Origin of the sequence: Corynebacterium sp. MSK071 (genome assembly GCF_030232125.1) — a bacterium.
Classification (GTDB): domain Bacteria; phylum Actinomycetota; class Actinomycetes; order Mycobacteriales; family Mycobacteriaceae; genus Corynebacterium; species Corynebacterium kefirresidentii.
Genome location: NZ_JASPJA010000015.1, coordinates 23,597 through 44,380, shown reverse-complemented (window position 1 = coordinate 44,380; position 20,784 = coordinate 23,597). Strand labels below are relative to the sequence as shown.

Below are 20,784 nucleotides of genomic sequence, written 5' to 3'. Positions count from 1 at the left end.
AATCCTCGGCGGCGCAACCCCACGTGAAATACTTAACGAACTATTCAAGCGTGGCGCATCCACCGCTTGATTCCGCCTACTCCTATTCTATTTTCAGGCGTCACTTTTAAAGAGCTGTCTACACATTAATAAAAACTCGCTGGATATAAAGCTGGCATCAGCCTTACCCCCATATGCGTAAAATGGGCTCAGCATTGTTTACCGGCCTTTAACCTTGGGAGTGACTTTCTATGGCGCTTTACCCGCTCGCGACTAGTTACTTCGGCGTGGAGCATGTCGCAGTCCTTGAGCACCCCGTGCTGGGCACCGCGTTGAGTATCCCTGGCGTGGCCGAGCACGCAGCGCTTGTCGATGTCTCCCTAGAGCCCGATACCTACACCAACGGCTGGCGCATCCGCTCAGACTTCGGCTTCCTAGGTTTTTTGGACGAGGTCGAAGCCGCGGAGTATCCCGCCCTAGAGCGTTTGAAAAACTCGTTAGCCCAGCCACAGACTATTGCCACAGTGGAAGTAGTTGACGGCGAGGTGGAGGTTGCCGTGTCCCTTGGCTTGTGGCCGTGGATGGTTCCGGTCAATGACCAGCCCCAAGGAACCGCGCTGCTAGCCGGTGGACGGGGCATACTTATCGACGCCGCTGCCGGCGACCTTTCCTCCCCCCAGCTGCAACGCATGGGTACTCAACAATTCTTCGTTACCCTGGAAGACCTTTCCGGCACGGCTGTAGCTACCTGCGACGATATGGTTCTCGGCCCCTGCGGCGATATTGCCTCGCTGCCTGGTCTGCATGCCGCATTCGAGGCTGCTAGTGCCTCCGGGGCGGGACTGTCCGCCCGTGCCTACACGAGCCACGGCATGCTTGCAGTCGACATCCCCGCCGATACCGCCACCACCGAGGAAATCTTCTCCCCCGCCGTCCCACCATTGCGCGTGTCTGCTCCTCAACCTGCAATTCCTGCCGCCGCGCCTGCATCCATGCCCACGCAGCCCGAAGTCTGGGATCACACAGTATCCGGCGAGACCATCGTCACTGCGCTTCCCACGGGCTCGCGTCGCCCGCAGGGACCGCACACACAACCAGCCGCGCCCGCTACGCCGTCCCAGCCAGCTTCGCCCCAACAATCTGCTGAATCGGCCACGCCGCCTCAAGCCAGCGCCAAGCTTGCAGAATTGGTCTCCTCCGTCCCTGGCGAGCAGAGTTTTAGTTGGCGCGTGCTCCCAGTAGCCGAGGAACCAGGCCGTTATTCTTCCGAATCCGCGCGCGTGCGGGCTCGGCGCGTAGCACGCGAGACTTCCCACCACCGCGGAGGAAACCACCGCAAATAGCTACCGGCCCCAGCCAAAGTGTCCTTGCTAGCGCAGGGTTCTGCAGCCTCCCTCCCCGCGGCGAGTAATCCGCTGGGCATCTAAATATTCCAGGAGCGGAATGGCTACCCGTCGCGTCGTCCCCAAGGCCCGGCGGGCAGCAGAAAGCGTGAAGGGCTGTTCCAGCTCGGCCAAGTACCGACGCGCTTCCTCTGGTGCCGAGGGCAAAAGCACGATGCCGTGCTGAAGACGCAACAGGCGCCCGGCGCGCTCAGCGGCAGCAAGCTCCTTGGCACCCAGGCCCAGTTCCGCTAAATCATCTGCCTCCGGTGCCGCAAAAGGTGCCGCTTTAAGTCTCTTCTCGATAGCAGCAATGCCCTGCTCGGCCGCGCCGAGATCCACCCGTTGCCCAGGCAAGCGCAGCACTCCCTCACTGCTTTCTGCCTTCGCAGCGGCGATCGCAAGCCCTAGCAATCCTTCGTCGCGCATGCCGAGGGCATCCATGGCCGCCTTGCGAGGCATTCCCTGCGCCAAGGGATGTGCGGCAGCGTGGGCATGCAGGGCATCGTTGAGTGCTTCCTTCCACCGCGTTACCTGGGAAGCGGCTATCCACCACTCGCGGAAGGCGATGATGCCTGCGGGTGGCGCGGCAGTATCGAAGCCATCGCGGGCGAGGTCATCCAAGCGGGCATAGCCGACGCGACGCAGATAGGAGGCAGGATCCCTAAATGACTCCTGGGTGCTGAGCTCTTCTGCGCGGCGGCGGGCGGCACCGCGACGGTTAAGCTCCGGCGGGCGGAGATCTACCGCTTCTACCCCGGCGACGACGTGGCGGCCGCCGGGGCTGCGGATGACGAAGCGGTCGAGGAGCTGAAGGGGCAACGGATGAGCCAAGCTAAGGCGCGCGAAATCGGACGAAAGGGGCCGCAAGTGGCCCTCTACCCCGGCGGTTCCGGTATGGACGACGAGGTTATCCGGCAGCCCATCGAGCTCGGCGCCAAAGGTGCGGCGAATATCGAGGTGCTCCACCAGTCGCCATGCGCCCGGGCTCAGCACTACGTCGCCGCGATGAATCTCGGCGGCATCTACTCCCCGCAGGTTGACGGCCGCGCGGGTGACAGGACCAAGGGATTCCTGTGCGCGATTTTCGCTGTGCAGTCCCCGAATCTCCACCGTCTTTTCGCCCTCAGCTGTCACCACCTGCAGGCTATCGCCTACGCGCAAGTTGCCCGCAGCGAGTGTTCCGGTGACCACGGTGCCCGCTCCCTTTACGCTAAACGCACGGTCGATCCACAGGCGCACTGGGGCTGTCGGATCGGGAGCAGGTACTTCAGCAAGCACATCATCCAGCGCCCGCCGCAGCTCTGCAATGCCTTCGCCGGTGGGGGCGGAGACGGGGATAATGGGGGCGTCGGCAAGCGGGGTATCTGCCAGCTCCGCACGGATCTCGGCGGTGCGATCTACGGTGGCGTGGTCGCTGCGGGTAAGTGCGATAATGCCATGCTCTACGCCCAGGGCGCGCAAGGCATCGCGATGATCGGTGGACTGGGCTTGCCACCCCTCATCAGCTGCCACCACGAAAAGGACCACTGGGGCTGGGCCCACGCCGGCAAGCATATTGCCCAAGAATTTTTCATGGCCGGGCACGTCCACGAAAGCCACATCTGCACCAGAGGGCAAGGTGGTCCAGGCAAATCCTAGGTCAATGGTGAGCCCGCGGCGCTTCTCTTCTTCCCACCGGTCCGGGTCCATCTCCGTAAGTGCGCGCACCAAGGTGGACTTGCCATGGTCTACATGGCCGGCGGTAGCAACGACGTACACCTAGCCCACCGCCTTAATCGCGGCAATGACCACGGCGTCTTGGTCTGCGGGAACGCAGCGTATATCCACTAAGCAGTTGCCCTGATGCACCCGGGCTACCACCGGTGGTTCGTGGTGGCGAAGCGCGTCCGCAAAGTGTTCTGGCAGGCTAACTGCATAACCGGGTAGCGGGTATTCGGGCGCCCCGCCACCGCCCACGCGGCCATCGTGGGGCACTACATGCGCACCGACTGCCTCCGCTATCGCTTCCGTGCGCGCGCGATGGGTCTCCCGGTCCAGATGCAGTGCATCTTGCACCGCATTCGAAGGCGTGGAAATGGCAGCCTCCAAGGCGTTGAGGCGCAGCTTGTCTATACGCACGGCGCGCGCAAGTGGGTGCTTTTTCACCGCAGCAATCGCCTCCTGGGTACCGAGCAAAATGCCTGCCTGCGGGCCGCCGAGTAGCTTATCGCCGGAGGCAATGACGATATCGGCGCCGGCGCGCAGCTGGGCCTGAATATCTGGTTCCTCTGGCACTGCGGGATCATGATTTAGCAAACCAGAACCTAAGTCCACAATGAGCCGAGTATGGTGCTGCGCTGCTAGGCGGTGCAGCTCATCCACCCCGACTGCAGAAGTAAAGCCCTCAATGCGGAAGTTAGAAGGGTGCACCTTCAAAATGGCGCCAGTATTTTCCCCCAGCGCGCGCTCATAATCGGCCAGATGCGTGCGATTAGTTGCGCCGACTTCCTTGAGGCGCGTGGCCGTGGACTCGATGAGCTCCGGCAAACGAAAGCCCGCACCGATCTCAATAAGTTCGCCGCGCGAAATGATGATGTCTTTGCCTGGGGCGAGTGCGGCAGTGGCCAAGAGCAAGGCACTGGCGCCGTTATTGACCACGAGGGCATCTTCTGCGCCGGGACAGGCCGCAAGCAGCGCAGCCGTGGCGCCAGCTCCGCGGTTTTTCGAGCGCTTGCCGGACTCAAGGTCCATTTCCACGTCGGTATAAGAGGCGGCGTCATGAAGGGCCTCTACTGCGGCTATCGGAAGAGGGGCGCGCCCTAAGTTGGTATGGATGATGACGCCGGTGGCGTTGATGACCGGCCGCAGGGAATGCACCCTCTTCTGCCCCAAGCGCTGCGCAATTTCTGTGGGGATATCGTTGATAGGCAGCTCGCCGCGGCGTGCTTGGGCAACTGTGCGCTGAACAATTGCACGAATGGTGTGCTCGGCAAGGCGCTGTCGCGCGGCTTCTACTTCTGGCAGCTGGAGCAGGTCATCCATGCGGGGAATATTCCGACGGGGATCGGGGCTGGCTGCAGGGGTGGGCGTGGGCACTGTGGCATTCCTCCTTGCGCGCGAGTGGCGGAGACGGACAGGAATCGAACCTGCCAGACCGAGATGCTCGGCCTCACCGGTTTTGAAGACCGGGGCGCCCACCAGGACACGTACGCCTCCGTGTGCTCACCTTACACGCGCCTTCTCCGGTGCCAATACACCTGTCATCCCTACGCCCACCAAGCCCCTCGAAGGCGACACCTCGGCGCCCTCTGTCCTATCGCCACACGCCGCCGCAAGCGGGTTCCTGCCTTAGCTTTGCAGCCAGATGATCTCTGGAGATGAGTAAAATGGCGCTATGACTGAAGATATTAGACTCACCTCTTTCGCCGCAGGCGGCGGTTGCGCCTGCAAGATTCCCGCTGGCCAGCTTGAGTCTGCCGTCGAGGGCCTGATAGGCAAGGCCGACCCTAATGTACTGGTGGGCCTAGATGACGGCGATGATGCCGCGGCCGTCAAAATCCAGGATGGTCTAGCAGTTATTTCCACCGCGGATTTTTTCACCCCGATGCTCAATGACCCCTACGATTGGGGGCGAGTGGCTGCGGCCAACGCGCTTTCTGATGTTTATGCCATGGGCGGCACCCCCGTTACCGCCATCAACCTCGTGGGCTGGCCCAATGAAAAGCTCGGACTCGACGTGCTGCGCGAGGTCTTGCGCGGCGGCATGGACGTAGCCACCGAAGCCGGCATCTCTGTTACCGGCGGCCATTCCATTACCGCCCCTGAACCGCTCTATGGCATGGCCGCCACCGGTATCGTCGCGCCCGAAAAGCTCATGCGCAACGACGCCGCCGAGCCCGGCCTGCCCATTACCCTCACCAAGCCCATCGGCGTAGGCATCCTCAACAATAAACACAAGGCCACCGGCGAGGTATCCCAAGCCGCAGTCGATTCCATGACCACCTTGAATCGCGAGGCCGCCCGTGCCGCGGTGGAGGCAGGCGTGCGTGCGGCCACCGATGTCACCGGCTTCGGCCTGCTCGGCCACCTTTATAAGATGTGCCGCGCCTCTGGCATCGCCGCGGAGCTCGACTTTTCCGCCGTGCCCACCATCGACGGCGCGAAGGAGGCCTTGGCGGAAGGATTCATCCCCGGTGGCTCCCGCCGCAACCTCGACTGGGTACGCCCACACCTGGAAACCTCCTTGAGCGAGGAAGAGCTGGTGCTGCTTGCCGACGCCCAAACTTCCGGCGGACTCCTCCTCATCGGCGAGGTCCCCGGCTACCCCGTCATCGGCCACACCACCGAGCGCACGGGCGATGCTTATATCAAGGCCTAAATTTTCTCCTCCCCAGCGCCCCTAGCCGCGCTGGGGTTGATGGGGTGTGCAACCGAGGGGGCATCGCCAAGCGCATGCTCCCCTCCCATTCGGGTCCACCGACCGGCACTTTTATTGCTCCGCAGCCGAGCAACAACGCAGGGAAGATATCGGCGCGGAACTCGCTCCCGCCCTACAGGAGGTGGACTAGTCCGAGCTCACCACATCGTGGTCGAGACCCTGCTCGCGCCGGCGCTTTTCCGCCCGGCGCTTTTGCGGGCCGATGGTAGTCTCCGGATTTTTCACTGCTTCTAGGCCGGCGTTGAGCACACCAAAGCGGGTGCACGCCGATCCTGCCAATAGCGATAGCCCCGCGGCCACCGATACCGCGCGGGATTTTGTGGCCGCAGCCAGCATGCTCCCCACGCCACCGGCCGCAATGAGGTATTCCGAAGCCTTCATCAGCGTGCCCGGCTTACCCTCGTGCAGCTCCTCGCGCGGCTCCGGCTCCATGCCTTCTTCCAAGACCTTGGTCGCCGCTAGATCGCTGGCCGCGGCGGCCATGCCCAACACGCGGGCAGGACCTGCGTGCTCGACCGGGGTGGTCACCATAGCCATTCCTGATGACGCCGCCGCTGCCGAGGAAACGAAGACATACGGCAGGTGCTTTTTCATGTCATTCCACACCGGGTTCGAGGTATTCGACAGCAACACCGCGGTATACCCCGCCAGCGGACCACCGAGCACTCCCGCGACTGCGCCCGCCGGTCCAGCCGCTTTCTGCAGCGCCGTGCGCACGAACTTAGGCAGGGGCAGCTTATGCCCAGTCGCTGCATCCATTTCCGCTGCGGCCGGCAGCGCGGCCGCGCTCGCAAAGCCCGACAGGATCCACGATCCCAGAGACATCGGCGAGGTCACCTTGAAGACGCGGAACATATTCAGCGCGCGCTCCGGGCGGCCCAAATCCAGAATCAAAAAGACTGATCCCGCGGCCGCCGCGCCAAAGGCAGAAAGGCGGGTGGTACGACGCAGCGGTGCATTGCCCACGGCCTGTGCGCCGGCGGCCAAAAGCCCTGATCCGCCACTGACGCCGCCCAAGAAGAGATACGCACCGATTGGCCATTCCCACGGCGGCGCCTTAACCACTGGCCGGCCGTAGTAGGACGAGAACTCGAAATCCTGCGCCATGCGCTCTTCTTTGGAACCATCCTGCGCGCCCGCGCCTGGGCGCTTGCGCTTCTTTTTAGGCTTGGTGCCATCAAATTTCCGGTAGCGGTTACGACGCTCCGGCTGCGGCGGGCGGTACTCATCAAAGTTGCTCATTTACGTCCCCCAATCAGGAAGGAACCGGCCACGGCCAGCGCCATACCGCCGATAGCCTTCACTGCGGTCTTATACATCTGCGGCAAATCCGCCGTCGGCACGCGTGGATCAGGCGGAAGCCCATAGACCTCTGGCGAATCCAAAAGCAAGAAGATGGATCCGGTTCCACCGACACCATCGTCTTGATTAGCACCATAAAGCCGGGCCTCGGTAATCCCCTGCTCGTGCAGTACCCGCACGCGTTCCTTGGCGGCTGCCACCATCTCCTCATAAGGGCCAAACTGGATGGAATCGGTCGGGCAGGTCTTAGAACACGCTGGCTGCTCGCCCTGCTCCAAGCGGTCATAGCACATAGTGCACTTCTGGGCCACGCCCAAGTTCTTGATCGGCATCGCCTCGCCCGGTGTATGGTCCGGGCCTTGCGGGGCAAGTTGCTTGAGCTTTTTCAACACGTTGACGCCGGCATGGGAATTATCCACGTGATCCACCGTGGCGGTCTTGTCATATTTCAGCGCCACACCGCCATCATCGCGGCGTTCAATGACACCGAACGGGCAACCGGCTACGCATGTCCCGCAGCCATTGCACACGTCATCTTGCACTACCACAGTGCCAAATTCGGTGCGAAACAGTGCGCCGGTAGGACAGACATCAAGGCAACCTGCATGCGTGCAGTGCTTGCAGACATCCGAGGACATCAGCCACCGGAAGGTATCGGTATCTGGCGGAGTGGTATCAACTTCTTGCGGCTGCGCCCCGACCGAAGGCATGCCCAAAGAAATGAGCTTCTTTCCCTCCTCGCGGGCGTGCTCGATACGGTCATTATTTTGTTCCACGAAGGCCACGTGCCGCCAAGTATTAGCGCCCAGCGCACCGGTGTTGTCATAGGAATCACCGGTGACGTCATAGCCTTCTACCGGATTGCGGTTCCACTCCTTGCACGCCACCTCGCAGGCCTTACAACCAATACAAATGGAGGTATCGGTAAAAAAGGCCATGCGGCGGTACTTATCGTAGCCGTGCCGGCTCGCGTTCTCGGTCAGTAGATTTGTCATTTACTTACCTTCTTCGCTTTCCTCGCCCTTCTCGCCGGGCGTGTCCGCATCCACGGGCTGCTGCGGCTCTGGGTTATAGGTGAAGGAATCATCCACGGTGAGTAGATCATTGCCGGAATCTAGGTTCAGGTGCGCACGCTTCTGGTATTCCTTGAGCATCTCCACACGGGCCTCACCACGAGGACGACGCCCCGGCTGGATATCGCAGGCACCGATCTTGGAATTCTGAATGAATACGTTCGGCTCTAGCGTGAGCCCCAGCAAATCATTGGCACCATCGCCAGCTACGGCTGTGGAATCGGACTCGCCATAGTGATACGGCAAACCAATTTGGTGGAACTCCTCACCATTGATCTTCATCATCTGCATGCGGTCAGTGACCAAGACCTGCGCCTCAATCACGCCGCGAGGCGAGACGATGGTGGCCCACTTTCCATTTTCTAGCCCACGCTTTTCTGCCAAGGCCTTATCAACCTCGCAGAATAGGCCTGGCTGCAGTTCCGCCAGATACGGCAAACGGCGTGACATCGCACCCGAGGTGTACATCTCCGTGAGGCGATACGTGGAAAAGACGAACGGGTAAACCTCCGCGCCCGGCTCGCCCGGCTCGGGGCGCGACAGGTTATCTGGACGCTTAATGGTCAGACGCGTCGGCGATTGCTGCTGCTTGTACAGCACATTGTGTACCGGGGACTCGTGCGGCTCATAGTGGGTGGGCAAAGGGCCGTCGGAAAGCCCGGTCGGCGCAAAGAGCCAACCGCGGCCATCAGCCTGCATGATGAAGGCATCGGTGCCATCGAGGGCGTCCGGCCCCACGGCGTCGACCGGAGCCTTGTAGTCAGGGGCCTTATTTACCTGGAAGTCCGGCACGTCATCGCCAACCCACTTCCCTTGGTCAGCATCCCACCACACATACTTCTTGCGCTCCGACCACGGAGTGCCATCCGGCTTCGCCGAAGCGCGGTTGTAGAGCAGGCGGCGGTTTGCCGGCCACACCCAGCCCCACTCCGGAGCAACCTCATTTTGCTCCGAACCAGGAACCTTGCGCGCGGACTGATTAATACCATCCTTGAACACGCCAGTGTAGATCCAGCAGCCACCCGAGGTGCTGCCATCATTTTTCATCTCCACGAAGGCAGGCAAAAGCTCGCCCTTCTTCGGGCCCTCAAGGTAATAGCCGTTGATTTCCTTGAGGACGTCTTCAGAATTCGGCTCGCCTTCCTCGGTTTCCACGTAATCCCAGGTGACCTTCTGCAAAGGCAGATCCCGCGGATCAGTGGAATCGCGCAGACGCTCCTTAATCTTCTTGCCCAATTGGTAGAAGAACCACAGGTCACTCTTGGCGTCACCTGGCGGCGGTGCCGCCTGGAAACGCCATTGCAACATGCGCTGGGTTTGGGTGAAGGTACCGGCCTTTTCCACGTGGGTTGCCGCTGGCAGCAAGAAAACCTCGGTGCCGATATTTTCGGTCTTGAGCTCGCCGTTTTTAATCTCCGGCGAATCCTTCCAGAAAGAGGCAGTCTCAATCTCCTGGAAATCGCGCACAACCAGCCATTTAAGCGCTGCTAAGCCACGGCGCTGCATGCCGCCATTAGATTGCGCCACTGCCGGATTCTGGCCGAAGACAAAATAGCCTTCCACCTGCTCATCCAGCATTGCCATGAGCGTTTCATAGGTCGAATGCGCACCAGAAATACGCGGCATGAGGTCATAACCCCACCCGTTTTCCTTGGTCGCTGCATCGCCCCAGTAGGACTTCATCAGCGAGACCGCATAGTTCTCTCCGATCTGCCAGAAGCCCTTCTGCGACTCATTGCGGATGCCATCTACATACTCAGGCCAGCTTTGCTTGTCGACGCTTGGCATCGGCAAATACCCCGGCAGGGAGTGGAACAGGGTCGGAATATCAGTAGAACCCTGAATAGACGCGTGTCCACGCAACGCCATAATGCCCGAGCCTGGTCGGCCCACATTACCGGTCAGCAGCTGCAAAATTGCCGCGGTACGAATAAACTGCGCACCCAGAGTGTGCTGAGTAAAGCCCAAAGCATAAGCAAAGCACGTGGTGCGATCCGGCGTGGAATTCTGCGCAATCGACTCCGCAAGGTAGTAGAAGTCCTCTTGCGCAATACCGCAGGTCTCCTCCACTACCTCAGGCGTATAGCGTGCGTAATGGCGCTTAAGAATCTGGAAAACCGAATTGGGATGCTCCAGCGATTCATCGCGTTCCACATTCCACGACGCACCCTCGGGCTTTTGCACGTACTGCCACGAATCCGTGACGTATTTTCCGGTCTCTGGGTCATAGCCAGAAAACAAACCATCTAGATCCTCGGTGTCCTGGTAGTCCTCCGAAATGATCATCGGCGCATTGGTATACGCCACCACATAGTCATGGAAGTACAGCTCATTTTCCAGCAGATAGTTAATCACTGCACCCAATAGCACGACATCCGTGCCACCGCGAATACCAATGTGGCGATTCGCAAACGCGGACGTACGCGTATAGCGCGGATCCACGTGAATGATGCGTGCCCCACGCTTTTTGGCCTCTACTACCCACTGGAATCCCACTGGGTGGCACTCGGCCATATTAGAACCCTCAATGACGATGCAGTCCGCATTCGCCATATCCTGCAGCGGTTGGGTTGCGCCGCCGCGGCCAAACGAAGTTCCTAGACTAGGAACGGTGGCGGAGTGTCATATGCGCGCCTGGTTCTCGAGCTGTATCGCACCGGCTGCGGTAAACAGCTTCTTAATAAGGTAATTTTCCTCATTGTCCAAGGTCGCACCGCCGAGACCGGCGATGCCCATCGTGCGATTGAGGGTACGTCCCTCATCGTCGACATCCTGCCAGCCGTTGCGGCGAGCCTCAAGGAAGCGATCCGCTATCATTTCCATCGCGGTATCTTCATCAAGGTCCTGCCACTGCGAAGAGTAAGGCGCGCGGTACTTAATCTTGGTCAGGCGCGTAGCGGAGTTAATGAGCTGCTCCGACGCAGATCCCTTCGGGCACAATCGCCCACGAGAAATGGGCGAATCCGGATCACCCTCTACCTGGATGACACGGTCATCTTTGACATACACGCGCTGCGAGCAACCGACCGCGCAGTACGGGCACACTGACTGCACCACGCGGTCCGCTTCCACGGTGCGTCCATGTTTATCCTTGCTCTTTTGAGACTGCGTATTGACGTCCCTGCCAAAGGGATCGCCGCTGCGCAGCTGGCGCACAACCGGCCAGTTGAGAGGGCTAAAGCGAGACATATCCATAAATCTATATTTCGCTGGTCCAAAAAGCCACAAAGGCTACCCTAACTAGCCTGCACCGCCCAGAGTGCCCGCTTTATCCCCTCGACTATCTCAGCTAACGCCATCATGGGCTTATCCGCTTTGTTCTGCTCCTGAATATAGGGAACATGTACAAATCCCGCGTGCACCTCCGTCCCCGCGAAGTGATGCAAAAGACCATAAAGGAGCTGATTGCACACGAAAGTTCCCGCCGTATTCGACACTCGCGCAGGACAATCTTCCATCGCCGCGACCATTTCCTTTACCGGTAGCGTGGAAAAATACGCCACTGGGCCACCCTCTACGACCGGTACATCCACTGGCTGATAACCCGCGTTATCAGGAATTTCGGCATCCATCACATTAATGGCGACCCGCTCCGGGGTGATATGTTTCCGGCCGCCTGCCTGTCCCAAGCACACAATTGCATCGACCGATGATTCCTCTGCGAGTGCAATTACTCGGCGCAGGGATTCCCCGAACTTGGTCGGAATCACCGCCTTGATAAGCTCCGCTCCCCCAATCTCCCCAGGTAATTGCTCCAGCGCCTGTTCTGTAGGGTTAATGTTTTCTCCGCCGAAGGCGTCAAATGCAGTCACGAGGATTTTCATGCCGCCAGTATTCCAGAAATCACAGCCCCTCCTCGCTCTGCACCTCGCGCTCCGCCCTTCCCCCCCTCCGCCCTTCGCGCTCACCAGCAGCGTAAAGGTGATGCTTCCACCCCGCTCTGGTGAGCGCCGAGGGCGCACACCGCAATTCCTCCTCCCTCTCGCGCTCAGTGGGAAAAGAACCCCAGGTATTAGGAAGCCACCCGGTGAGCGCGAAGGATGAGGTCGCAGCCACGGGAGAATCCCCACGTCTTGTTCCTAAAGACGTCGAAGGAATAAACTGAGCGAAGTTGAAGTTGAACAGGACAGTATCTGAAAACTAGTCCGATCTGTCCATTTTTATTTTCAAAGGAACCTTTATGTCTCAACAGGAATCTTCGCGCTCTGGGCTCCCAGGCTGGGCCACAGGATTCGGCGCGCAAGTTATCGCCGGCCTTATCATCGGCCTCATCTTGGGTTTCATCGCCTCTAACATGGATACTGACCCAGACAACCCCGGTTGGTTGACCACCCTGCTCACGGGAGTCGGTAGCGCCTACGTCCAGCTGCTCAAGGTGATGATCCCGCCGCTGATCTTCGCCGCTGTTGTTACCTCTGTCGCCAATTTGCGCAAGGTGGCTAACGCGGCTTCCCTGGCGATTTCCACACTGGTGTGGTTCGCCATTACCGCATTCTTCTCTGTCTTGATGGGCATTTTCGTTGCCGTCATTATGAAGCCGGGCGTCGGCACGAGCGTCGATGCCGCCACTGCGCAGGATCCTTCCCACGTCGGCTCGTGGACCGCGTTCTTTGAGCAGCTTCTGCCGCAGAACTTCGTAGGACTTTCTGCCTCGCTTTCCGACGGCGAAGTATCCCTCAGCTTTGGCGCGCTACAACTGCTTGTCATCTCACTGGCCATTGGTATCGCCGCAGTCAAGACCGGAAAGTCCGCCGAGCCGTTTCTGCGCTTTACCGAGTCCTTCCTCAAGGTCATCCAGGTCATCTTGTGGTGGATCATCCGCCTTGCACCGATTGGCACCGCCGCCCTTATCGGTAAGGCAGTAGCAACCTACGGCTGGGACGCCTTGGGCTCGCTGGGCAAGTTTGTGCTGGCCATGTACGTGGGCCTTGGTCTGGTTTTTGTCGTGGTCTACCCCGCCGTACTGAAGTTCAACAAGATTCCAGTCATGGGCTTTTATAAGCGCGTTTGGCCGGTCACCTCGCTGGGCTTTGTTACCCGTTCTTCCATGGGTGTCATGCCAGCTACCGAGCGCTTTAGCGAAAAGGCCATGGGTGTTCCTTCTGAATACGCTTCCTTTGCCGTTCCGCTAGGAGCAACCACCAAGATGGACGGCTGCGCCTCCGTATACCCGGCCATCGCAGCCATCTTTGTTGCCCAGTTCTACGACATTAACCTCGACTTCACCCAATACCTGCTCATCATCTTTGTTTCCGTCATTGGTTCCGCTGCTACCGCAGGCACCACAGGCGCAACGGTTATGCTCACGCTGACGCTATCTACACTTGGCCTTCCGCTGGCTGGTGTCGGTCTCCTGCTGGCCATTGAGCCGATTATTGACATGGGACGCACTGCACTCAACGTCACCGGACAGGTACTGTGCGCCACCGTCGTTGCTAAACGTGCCGGCATCCAAGACAAGACAACCTGGGACGCAGCAGAAAGCGGCGTCAAAGACATTATGGATTCCGACTCGGCCGCAGCCATCGGTGCCAAGGCTTAAATAAGCCCTCAAACATAATAAACGCCCGCAAGGAAAACCTTGCGGGCGTTTAGCTATGCGCTTTTACTTCTTGAGGCCATCAACACCATCGGTGTCGATCTGCTCCTTGCGCAGCTCCTCGGTGTGAGTCTCGGTGTCGCGAACGGTGTCCTTCTTCAGGTTGATCTTCTCAACCGGAACGGTTTCCTTGTTCACGTTAACCTGCTCCTCGTGCAGGGTGACGGAAGCTTCCTCAGTGTCACCGGAGATGGTGCCGTTGTAGTTCTTGGCATCTTCAGCGCTGATCGGAGTGCGCTCAACGCTGACCTCTTCGCGCTCAACCGGAACCTCAACGGTCTCGGTGTCGGTTACAACGTACTTGCGCAGGCGAGCCTCGCCGGTAGCCACACGCTCCTTATTGACGTTCATCTGCTCCTCAGAACGGATGAGCTCGCCGTCATTGTTGGTGTGCGCAGCTGCGGTGTTCTTGGAAGCAGCGTTATCGGCAACGCCAGCCTTACGCTCAGCAGCCGCATCAGTGGTGTGGGTAGCTTCCTTCTTCTCGTTAGCGTGTGCACCAGCAACGCCTGCACCAGCGCCAGCAACGCCGGCACCTGCGGCCAAGTTGTGGTCCTTGTCAGCGCCAGCCTGAACGTCGCGCTTGGAGTCCAGGTTGGAGTCCTTGTAATCGGTAACGTCCTGTGCATTATCCAGGCCGTAGTGCTTGAAGATATCGGACTGTGCCTCTGGGGTCAGCGGCTTATCGGAATCGAAGTCTGGGGCGTCCTTGATGCGGTCCTTGGAGAAGCCCAGCTTCAGGTCATCGCCGGAGAAGTCGTGGCCGCGCAGCGGAACGAGGCTGGAGTTCATACCGAACAGGCCGTGGTTAACCTCAACGAAGGTAGGCTGGCCGGACTGGTCATCAACGAATACCTCGTTAACGTTGCCCAGCTTCTCGCCGTCCTTGTCGTATGCGGTTGCGTTAAACAGATCCTTGATGTTCTTACCCATTGTCAGTAAATCCTTTCTGCTATTGGTATAGCTCTCTTCAGCCAATCAAAAGGACATATTCTTGCCCCCACATGTGGAATGCGGGGGTGAGAATCGCTATTTGCTTGGTGTGACAACCACCTTGCTTGGTGTGACAACCACCATACGGAGAATTCAAAATTTTTCGACCGCCAGCAAGAAATTTTTGCCGTTTTACTCACCCAGAGAAGGCTTCATGCAGCTCAGAGCAATCAATAACATTTTCATAACGTTAAGAATTCTGCACCATAAATGGCCCGAATCTAAAAAATAGATGTCGTTTCACGACCCCGCAGCGCCGTAGTCAACACCCTCGACTTTCTCCAAATCATTCAAGACTTACCCCACCCCCAAAAGGCGGTGCCACTAAACCCACAGAGCCCTTTCAGAAGGGTGTATGCTTTCTGCGGAAAAGCACAGGTTATGTACAGGCCCTATTCACTCGAACGGGTCTACACACATGTCGGTCTAAAAATCAGCCACAGTGACCGCCCGAAAACTTAGAAAATTAAGGCCTAGCGAAATAGGTACGGGCGGCGGTTTTCCACGCCCGCCGGCTCCACGTGAATGAACGCACTGCAGCCTGGATACAGCTCATCTAGGGCGATTTCCACGACGTCAGCAACCTCGTGGGAATGCATAACGCTCCACTCTCCTGGCACCTCCATGGTCAGGTAGACCAAGCGCTGACGGCCGGAAGCGACAGTACGCCGGTCCGTGAAGGTAACCGATTGCTCCTTTTCCATCCGGGCCAGCAGCTGGCGAATCTGCTGGCGCTCATCCGCGGGAAGTGCTTCAGAAAGCAAACTGCTCACGGAATCGCGCAGGAGGGTGTAACCAGTCCACAAGATATTGATACCCACAGCGAGTGCTACGACAGGGTCTAGCCACATCCAGCCGGTTAGGTAAACGGCGGCGATACCGACAAGGACGCCGACGGAAGTCCAGACGTCGGTAAGCAGGTGATGCCCATCCGCATCCAAGGTGGCAGAACGGTAACGTTTGCCGGCGCGGATGAGCGCGATACCCACCACCAGGTTAAGCACGGACGAAAGCGTCGATAATGCCAATCCCCAGCCTGCCTCCGCAATCGGCTGCGGAATAAAGAAGCGCTGGATGGCCGTATAGATGATCATGCCGGCCGCAATGAAAATCATCGCGCCCTCCACCAAGGCGGAGACGTACTCCGCTTTGCCATGGCCAAACTGGTGGTTATCATCGGCCGGCTTGGCAGCAATCCGGAGGGCATAAAAACCGGCGACGGCCGCCACGAGGTTCACTACGGATTCCAGAGCATCAGATAGGAAGCCCACCGAGCCGGTAAGCCACGCTGCCAAAGCCTTGAGGACGATGGTGGCTAAGGCGGCAGCGATGGAAAGCTGCATAAAGCGCTCAAGAATGCGCTGTTCAGAGGTAATTGAAGACATAGTCTTTCCCTTCGGCGCGGTTGCTGACCGAAGGTCTCGTTCACGCCCGCGTAAATTGCGGACGCTGGCTGGCCGGGCTAAACGCCAGTATGTCGACCAGGCATCTCGGATCATCCGAGGGAACTACTCCCCTTCAGGAAACTAAAACCTTATAGGGGTAGGAACTCTGGCGCAAGATCAAAAAAGCCACGGGTGATACCCGTGGCGTGCAAGCGAGGAGCTTTAGTGCTGTCCCTCTGCAAACTCCTCAACCAGCTTGGCATTAAAGGCTGGCAGGTCATCGGGAGTACGGGAGGACACCAAGCCCTGATCGCAGTGGACTTCCTCATCTACCCACGTAGCGCGCGCATTGCGCAGGTCGGTCTGCAAGGAGGGGAAGGACGTCAAGGTACGACCCTTAAGAGCTTCAGCATCGGCCAAGATCCATGCACCGTGGCAGATAGCACCAAGCGGGAGATCCTTGCTCATGTGGTTGCGCACGATTTCTACTGCGGCCTTGTCCAAGCGCAACAGGTCGGCATTGTCGGTACCGCCAGGCAAGATAATGCCATCGAAAGACTCGCCGGTTGAGTCAGCGGTAACGGCGTCAACGGAAATCTCCGTGTCCTTCTTGCCGGTAATAGTACCGGCCTTAGGGGCGATGACGCGCACGGTAGCACCAGCGTTCTTCACGGCCTCCAACGGGGAAGTCAGCTCGGAGTCTTCGAAACCATCGGTAGCGATGATTGCAATGGTCTTGTTGTCTAGTTCAGCCATAATGTGACCTCCTATTGTTTGGGTACCTCGCCCACAATAACGCGGAAGATTCTCAATCGCTACAATTTCTCCGCCTGCGCGGGCAGTGCCTTCTCCGTTAGGAGGCCCATGACTTAGAAGACGCGGAATTAACCGCCGATCTTAAAATCGCACACGTCGCCGTCTTGCATGATGTAGTCCTTGCCTTCTTGGCGGACCTTGCCGTGCGCGCGAGCTTCGGCCATAGAGCCGGCGGCTACTAGGTCATCGTAGGAAACGATTTCGGCCTTGATGAACTTCTTTTCAAAGTCAGTGTGGATAACGCCGGCGGCTTGCGGGGCGGCAAAGCCCTGCTTGATGGTCCACGCGCGGGCTTCCTTCTCACCGGCGGTGAGATAAGTCTGCAGCCCCAGCGTGGCAAAACCCGCCTTGGCCAAAGTAGCCAACCCCGGCTCATCTTGGCCCACGGACTCAAGCAATTCGCGCGCTTCGTCTTCTTCCAGCTCAAGCAGCTCAGTTTCTGTCTGGGCGTCAAGGAACACGGCTTCGGCCGGGGCGACGAGCTGGCGAAGCTCTTCCTTCTTTGCGTCGTCGGTAAGCACGGCCTCGTCCGAGTTAAAGACATAGAGGAAAGGCTTTGCCGTCATCAGGTGCAGATCGCGCACGAGCGAGAGGTCAATCTCGCCCTCCTTAGCTGCTGCGAAGAGGGTGCGGTCATCTTCTAGAATCTCCTGCGCCTTCTTGGCGGCTTCCACCTCGGCAGCCAGGTCCTTATTCTTGCGCGCATCTTTTTCAAGGCGCGGCAGAGCCTTTTCAATGGTTTGGAGGTCCGCGAGGATGAGCTCGGTATTAATAACGGAGATGTCATTGCGCGGGTCAACTTTGCCATCAACGTGGATGACATTGTCATCGGAAAAAGCGCGCACCACCTGGCAGATGGCATCTGCCTCACGGATATTGGCTAGGAAGGCGTTACCCATGCCTTCACCCTGCGAAGCGCCAGAGACGATACCGGCAATATCCACGAAGGACACGGTAGCGGGCAGGATACGCTCCGAGTTAAACATTTCCGCCAGGTGGGTCAGGCGGGAGTCCGGCAGCTCCACCAGGCCCACGTTGGGCTCGATGGTGGCAAACGGGTAGTTCGCCGCCAGGATCTCGGAACGGGTCAGGGCATTAAACAATGTGGACTTGCCCACGTTGGGCAGGCCGACGATTCCTAGTGTAAGACTCACGGGGCCAATCCTAACTCACCCACCTTCTTTTAAGGCAAGATGGTGGGGTGAGTTCTGATAACCAACCGCTGCCCGAGGCTCCCAAGACGGGCCTGGGCGATAAGTTTGATGAAAGCTTCGATACCAGCAAGCTGGAGGATGTATCGCCACATCCACCGGGCGATCAGGTAGATCGCTCTGTCATTGCCGGCGAGGTAGTTAAGTCTGCGTCCCTATGGGCGGTCCGCCTGCTCATCATCTGCGTTTTCCTCTACGCCCTCTACCGCTTGCTCGGCAATTTCTGGCAGGGCATCTTGCCAGTGCTTTTGGCCCTCATCATCTGCACCGTCCTAGCCCCAGTGGCTAAGAAGTTGCGCAGCATTGGCCTCCCCGCCGCGTTGGCGGCTGCCGTAACCATTTTGGTTTCTTTCACGGCAGTGGGTGGACTCATTTCCTTCGTTGCCCCGGACTTCATGCGCCAATCCCGCTCTTTGTACTTGCAGACGGTCTCCGGCATCCAAAGCCTGCAGCTCTGGGCACAGGGCCCACCCCTCAACCTCGATAGCGAGGATATGAGCAGCTACATCGATGAAGCGGCTTCCTGGCTGCAGCAGCGCGCTGGCGCCATCGCGGGTTCCGTCTTTACCGGTATCGGCACCGCTACCTCCATCTTGGTCACCCTCTTCATTGTGTTGGTGCTGACCTTCTTCTTCCTCAAGGACGGCGCCAAGTTCCTCCCCTGGCTGCGCGATGCCACCGGTAAACGCGCCGGCTGGCACCTTACTGAGCTACTCACCCGCGCATGGACCACGCTTGGAGGCTTTATTCGTGCGCAGGCAGTTGTCTCGCTTGTCGACGCCGTCTTTATCGGCATCGGCCTCGCCCTCATCGGCGTCCCCCTGGCCATGGCTTTGGCAATCATCACCTTCATCGCCGGCTTTATCCCCTTCGTCGGTGCAATTGTGGCCGGTGCCCTTTCCGTCACCATCGCACTGGTGTCCCTTGGTATTACCAAGGCCTTGCTCGTTCTTGGACTGGTCTTGCTGGTCCAACAGCTGGAGGGAAATGTCCTTTCCCCTTGGCTGCAGTCCAAGGCCATGGACCTGCACCCCGTCATCGTCTTGGTTTCTGTGACCGTAGGCTCTGCGCTATTTGGCCTGGTGGGAGGTTTCCTCGCGGTTCCGGCAGCCGCGATGTTCGCGGTGGCCTATCGCTACAGCCAAGATATGATGAAGCTCCAGTCGGGCGAAAAGACCGCCGCGGAGCTGGACTTTTCCACCGTAGCTGGCTACCTCATCGGCCGTTATACGGAGGAACAAGGGCGCTATAAGCGCGAGGCGTGGCTTAAAATGCCGGACTACGCAGCCCCAGAAGGCGCAGTGGCGGACGTAGCCGCGGACGGCAACTCCAATTCCCTCGACGCTGCCCTCAACGTGGAATCCACCCCGAAAAAGCATGAGAAGCCCGGCGTGCGCTCCAACCTGCGCCGTGCCCGCGATGCCTTCGAGGGCCTTTTGAACGGAGATTCGAAAAAATAGTGGGCTGTGTCGGCTGTACGTGCCATGCTGGGTTCCATGACTTCCACATTGCCCGTGCTGCTACTTTTTATCGGCCTCACCCTCGGCGCGGTAATGGGTTGGTTGGCCCATTCCTACTCCGCTGCTCGTTCGGCGCCAAGTGCCGAACACCGCGCGCTGCAAGAATCGCAGCGTCGCCAAGCTGAGCTCCAGCCGCTGGAAAAGGCCATGGACCGCTTGGGGTTTCAGCTCCAAGAAATTGAGGAAGACCGCACCGCGCTGCTCGCTTCCCTTTCTAGCCAGGTCCAGGCGGTAACCCGTACCTCCTCTCGTCTGACTGAACGCACTGACAAACTTGTTAGTGCCTTGCGCTCGCCCAATACCCGCGGTCGTTGGGGCGAGGTGCAATTGGAGCGGGTGGTTGAAATAGGCGGCATGACCAAACATGTGGACTTTGACTGCCAGGTTTCTGCTCCGCTGGGTGGTCGCATCGTTCGCCCAGACATGGTTATCAAGTTGGCTGGTGGCCGCCATATCATTGTCGATGCCAAGGTGCCTTTTACTTCTTACCTCGACGCGCTGGAGACCGATGACCCAGAAGAACACGCCGGCTTCTTGCGCCGCCACGCACACTTGATGCGTGGCCACGTCCAAGCACTATCGCACAAAGACTATATTGAAGCGTTTCAACCTACACCCGAATTCGTCATCCTGTTTGTCCCTGCAGATCCTTTCCTCGATGCTGCATTGTCAGTGGACCCAGAACTCATCGAGTATGCCTTTGAACGCAATGTAGTAATTGCCACCCCCAGCTCGCTTTTCGCCCTCCTGCGCACGGTGGCTATGGGGTGGCACCAAGAAGACATCTCAGCCAAGGCAAAGGAGGTTCAGCGCCTAGGGCGCGAACTGTACACGCGCCTGAATACACTTTCTGATCACTATGGCAGGGTGGGCCACAACTTGGAAAAGGCAGTCGAAGCCTACAATGCCACACTGTCCTCGCTAGATTCCCGGGTCGGCGTCACCGCCCGCAAATTGCACGAGATGGATATCCCAGGCCGCACGGACCGCACGCCACGGGAGCCCATAGCCATCGATACGTGGCCGCGCGGGCATTCGCCACTATAAATCCGGCGACTTAGTGCGTGGAAATAGCCATGGGCAGGCACGAACCGGTAGGATCTT

General features: G+C 59.0%; 15 protein-coding genes and 1 tRNA gene. 5 read left to right on the top strand and 11 right to left on the bottom strand.

Features of this window, described 5'->3' with window-relative positions:
• The first annotated feature begins 230 nt into the window (after window positions 1–230).
• Window positions 231–1,322, top strand: coding sequence for a hypothetical protein (locus QP990_RS11170; protein ID WP_284799276.1), 1,092 nt, complete (start codon window positions 231–233; stop codon window positions 1,320–1,322).
• A gap of 27 nt (window positions 1,323–1,349) precedes the next feature.
• Here QP990_RS11170 and selB read toward each other — a convergent pair whose 3' ends face one another.
• The 3 genes from selB to QP990_RS11155 all read right to left on the bottom strand — a co-directional run bounded on the left by selB (window position 1,350) and on the right by QP990_RS11155 (window position 4,559).
• Window positions 1,350–3,122: a selenocysteine-specific translation elongation factor gene (gene selB, locus QP990_RS11165; RefSeq protein WP_284799274.1), complete on the bottom strand. Its 1,773-nt coding sequence runs from the start codon at window positions 3,120–3,122 to the stop codon at window positions 1,350–1,352.
• Complete coding sequence (selA, locus tag QP990_RS11160) at window positions 3,123–4,385, bottom strand: L-seryl-tRNA(Sec) selenium transferase (protein ID WP_396127286.1); 1,263 nt, start codon at window positions 4,383–4,385, stop codon at window positions 3,123–3,125.
• Between the two features lie 79 nt (window positions 4,386–4,464).
• Window positions 4,465–4,559, bottom strand: a tRNA-Sec gene (locus tag QP990_RS11155).
• Window positions 4,560–4,737: 178 nt separating this feature from the next.
• Here QP990_RS11155 and selD point away from each other — a divergent pair.
• Window positions 4,738–5,721, top strand: coding sequence for a selenide, water dikinase SelD (gene selD / locus QP990_RS11150; protein ID WP_284799269.1), 984 nt, complete (start codon window positions 4,738–4,740; stop codon window positions 5,719–5,721).
• A gap of 186 nt (window positions 5,722–5,907) precedes the next feature.
• Here selD and nrfD read toward each other — a convergent pair whose 3' ends face one another.
• The 4 genes from nrfD to pcp are packed head-to-tail and all read right to left on the bottom strand — an operon-like array spanning window position 5,908 to window position 11,980.
• The gene (gene nrfD / locus QP990_RS11145) at window positions 5,908–7,023 is read right to left on the bottom strand and encodes an NrfD/PsrC family molybdoenzyme membrane anchor subunit (protein WP_284799267.1); all 1,116 of its coding nucleotides are present in this window, start codon (window positions 7,021–7,023) and stop codon (window positions 5,908–5,910) included.
• On the bottom strand, window positions 7,020–8,078 hold the full coding sequence (locus QP990_RS11140; RefSeq protein WP_284799266.1) for a 4Fe-4S dicluster domain-containing protein: 1,059 nt from the start codon (window positions 8,076–8,078) through the stop codon (window positions 7,020–7,022). Before QP990_RS11140 ends, nrfD begins: the two co-directional genes overlap by 4 nt.
• Window positions 8,079–11,345 carry a formate dehydrogenase-N subunit alpha gene (fdnG, locus tag QP990_RS11135; RefSeq protein WP_284799264.1) on the bottom strand — a complete coding sequence of 1,089 codons (3,267 nt, stop codon included), beginning with the start codon at window positions 11,343–11,345 and terminating at the stop codon, window positions 8,079–8,081.
• A 47-nt stretch (window positions 11,346–11,392) separates the two neighbouring features.
• Window positions 11,393–11,980, bottom strand: a complete 588-nt coding sequence (pcp, locus tag QP990_RS11130) for a pyroglutamyl-peptidase I (RefSeq protein WP_284799263.1) — start codon at window positions 11,978–11,980, stop codon at window positions 11,393–11,395.
• Window positions 11,981–12,336: 356 nt separating this feature from the next.
• Between pcp and QP990_RS11125 the strand changes: the two genes are divergently transcribed.
• A complete protein-coding gene (locus QP990_RS11125; RefSeq protein WP_284799261.1) occupies window positions 12,337–13,698 on the top strand; it encodes a dicarboxylate/amino acid:cation symporter in 1,362 nt (453 codons plus the stop codon).
• A 63-nt stretch (window positions 13,699–13,761) separates the two neighbouring features.
• Here the strand turns inward: QP990_RS11125 and QP990_RS11120 are convergent, their stop codons facing one another.
• The 4 genes from QP990_RS11120 to ychF all read right to left on the bottom strand — a co-directional run bounded on the left by QP990_RS11120 (window position 13,762) and on the right by ychF (window position 18,103).
• Window positions 13,762–14,688 carry a PRC and DUF2382 domain-containing protein gene (locus QP990_RS11120; RefSeq protein WP_239208027.1) on the bottom strand — a complete coding sequence of 309 codons (927 nt, stop codon included), beginning with the start codon at window positions 14,686–14,688 and terminating at the stop codon, window positions 13,762–13,764.
• Window positions 14,689–15,221: 533 nt separating this feature from the next.
• Entirely contained in the window at window positions 15,222–16,133 is a 912-nt protein-coding gene (locus tag QP990_RS11115) for a cation diffusion facilitator family transporter (RefSeq protein WP_239208026.1), read from the bottom strand.
• A 222-nt stretch (window positions 16,134–16,355) separates the two neighbouring features.
• The gene (locus QP990_RS11110; RefSeq protein ID WP_284799259.1) at window positions 16,356–16,889 is read right to left on the bottom strand and encodes a type 1 glutamine amidotransferase domain-containing protein; all 534 of its coding nucleotides are present in this window, start codon (window positions 16,887–16,889) and stop codon (window positions 16,356–16,358) included.
• 128 nt (window positions 16,890–17,017) lie between these two features.
• The gene (gene ychF, locus QP990_RS11105) at window positions 17,018–18,103 is read right to left on the bottom strand and encodes a redox-regulated ATPase YchF (protein ID WP_284799257.1); all 1,086 of its coding nucleotides are present in this window, start codon (window positions 18,101–18,103) and stop codon (window positions 17,018–17,020) included.
• Window positions 18,104–18,150: 47 nt separating this feature from the next.
• On the opposite strand from ychF, the gene QP990_RS11100 reads away from it, so the two are divergent.
• On the top strand, window positions 18,151–19,620 hold the full coding sequence (locus QP990_RS11100; RefSeq protein ID WP_284799256.1) for an AI-2E family transporter: 1,470 nt from the start codon (window positions 18,151–18,153) through the stop codon (window positions 19,618–19,620).
• A 36-nt stretch (window positions 19,621–19,656) separates the two neighbouring features.
• On the top strand, window positions 19,657–20,727 hold the full coding sequence (locus QP990_RS11095; RefSeq protein ID WP_034656472.1) for a DNA recombination protein RmuC: 1,071 nt from the start codon (window positions 19,657–19,659) through the stop codon (window positions 20,725–20,727).
• Window positions 20,728–20,784 lie beyond the last annotated feature (57 nt).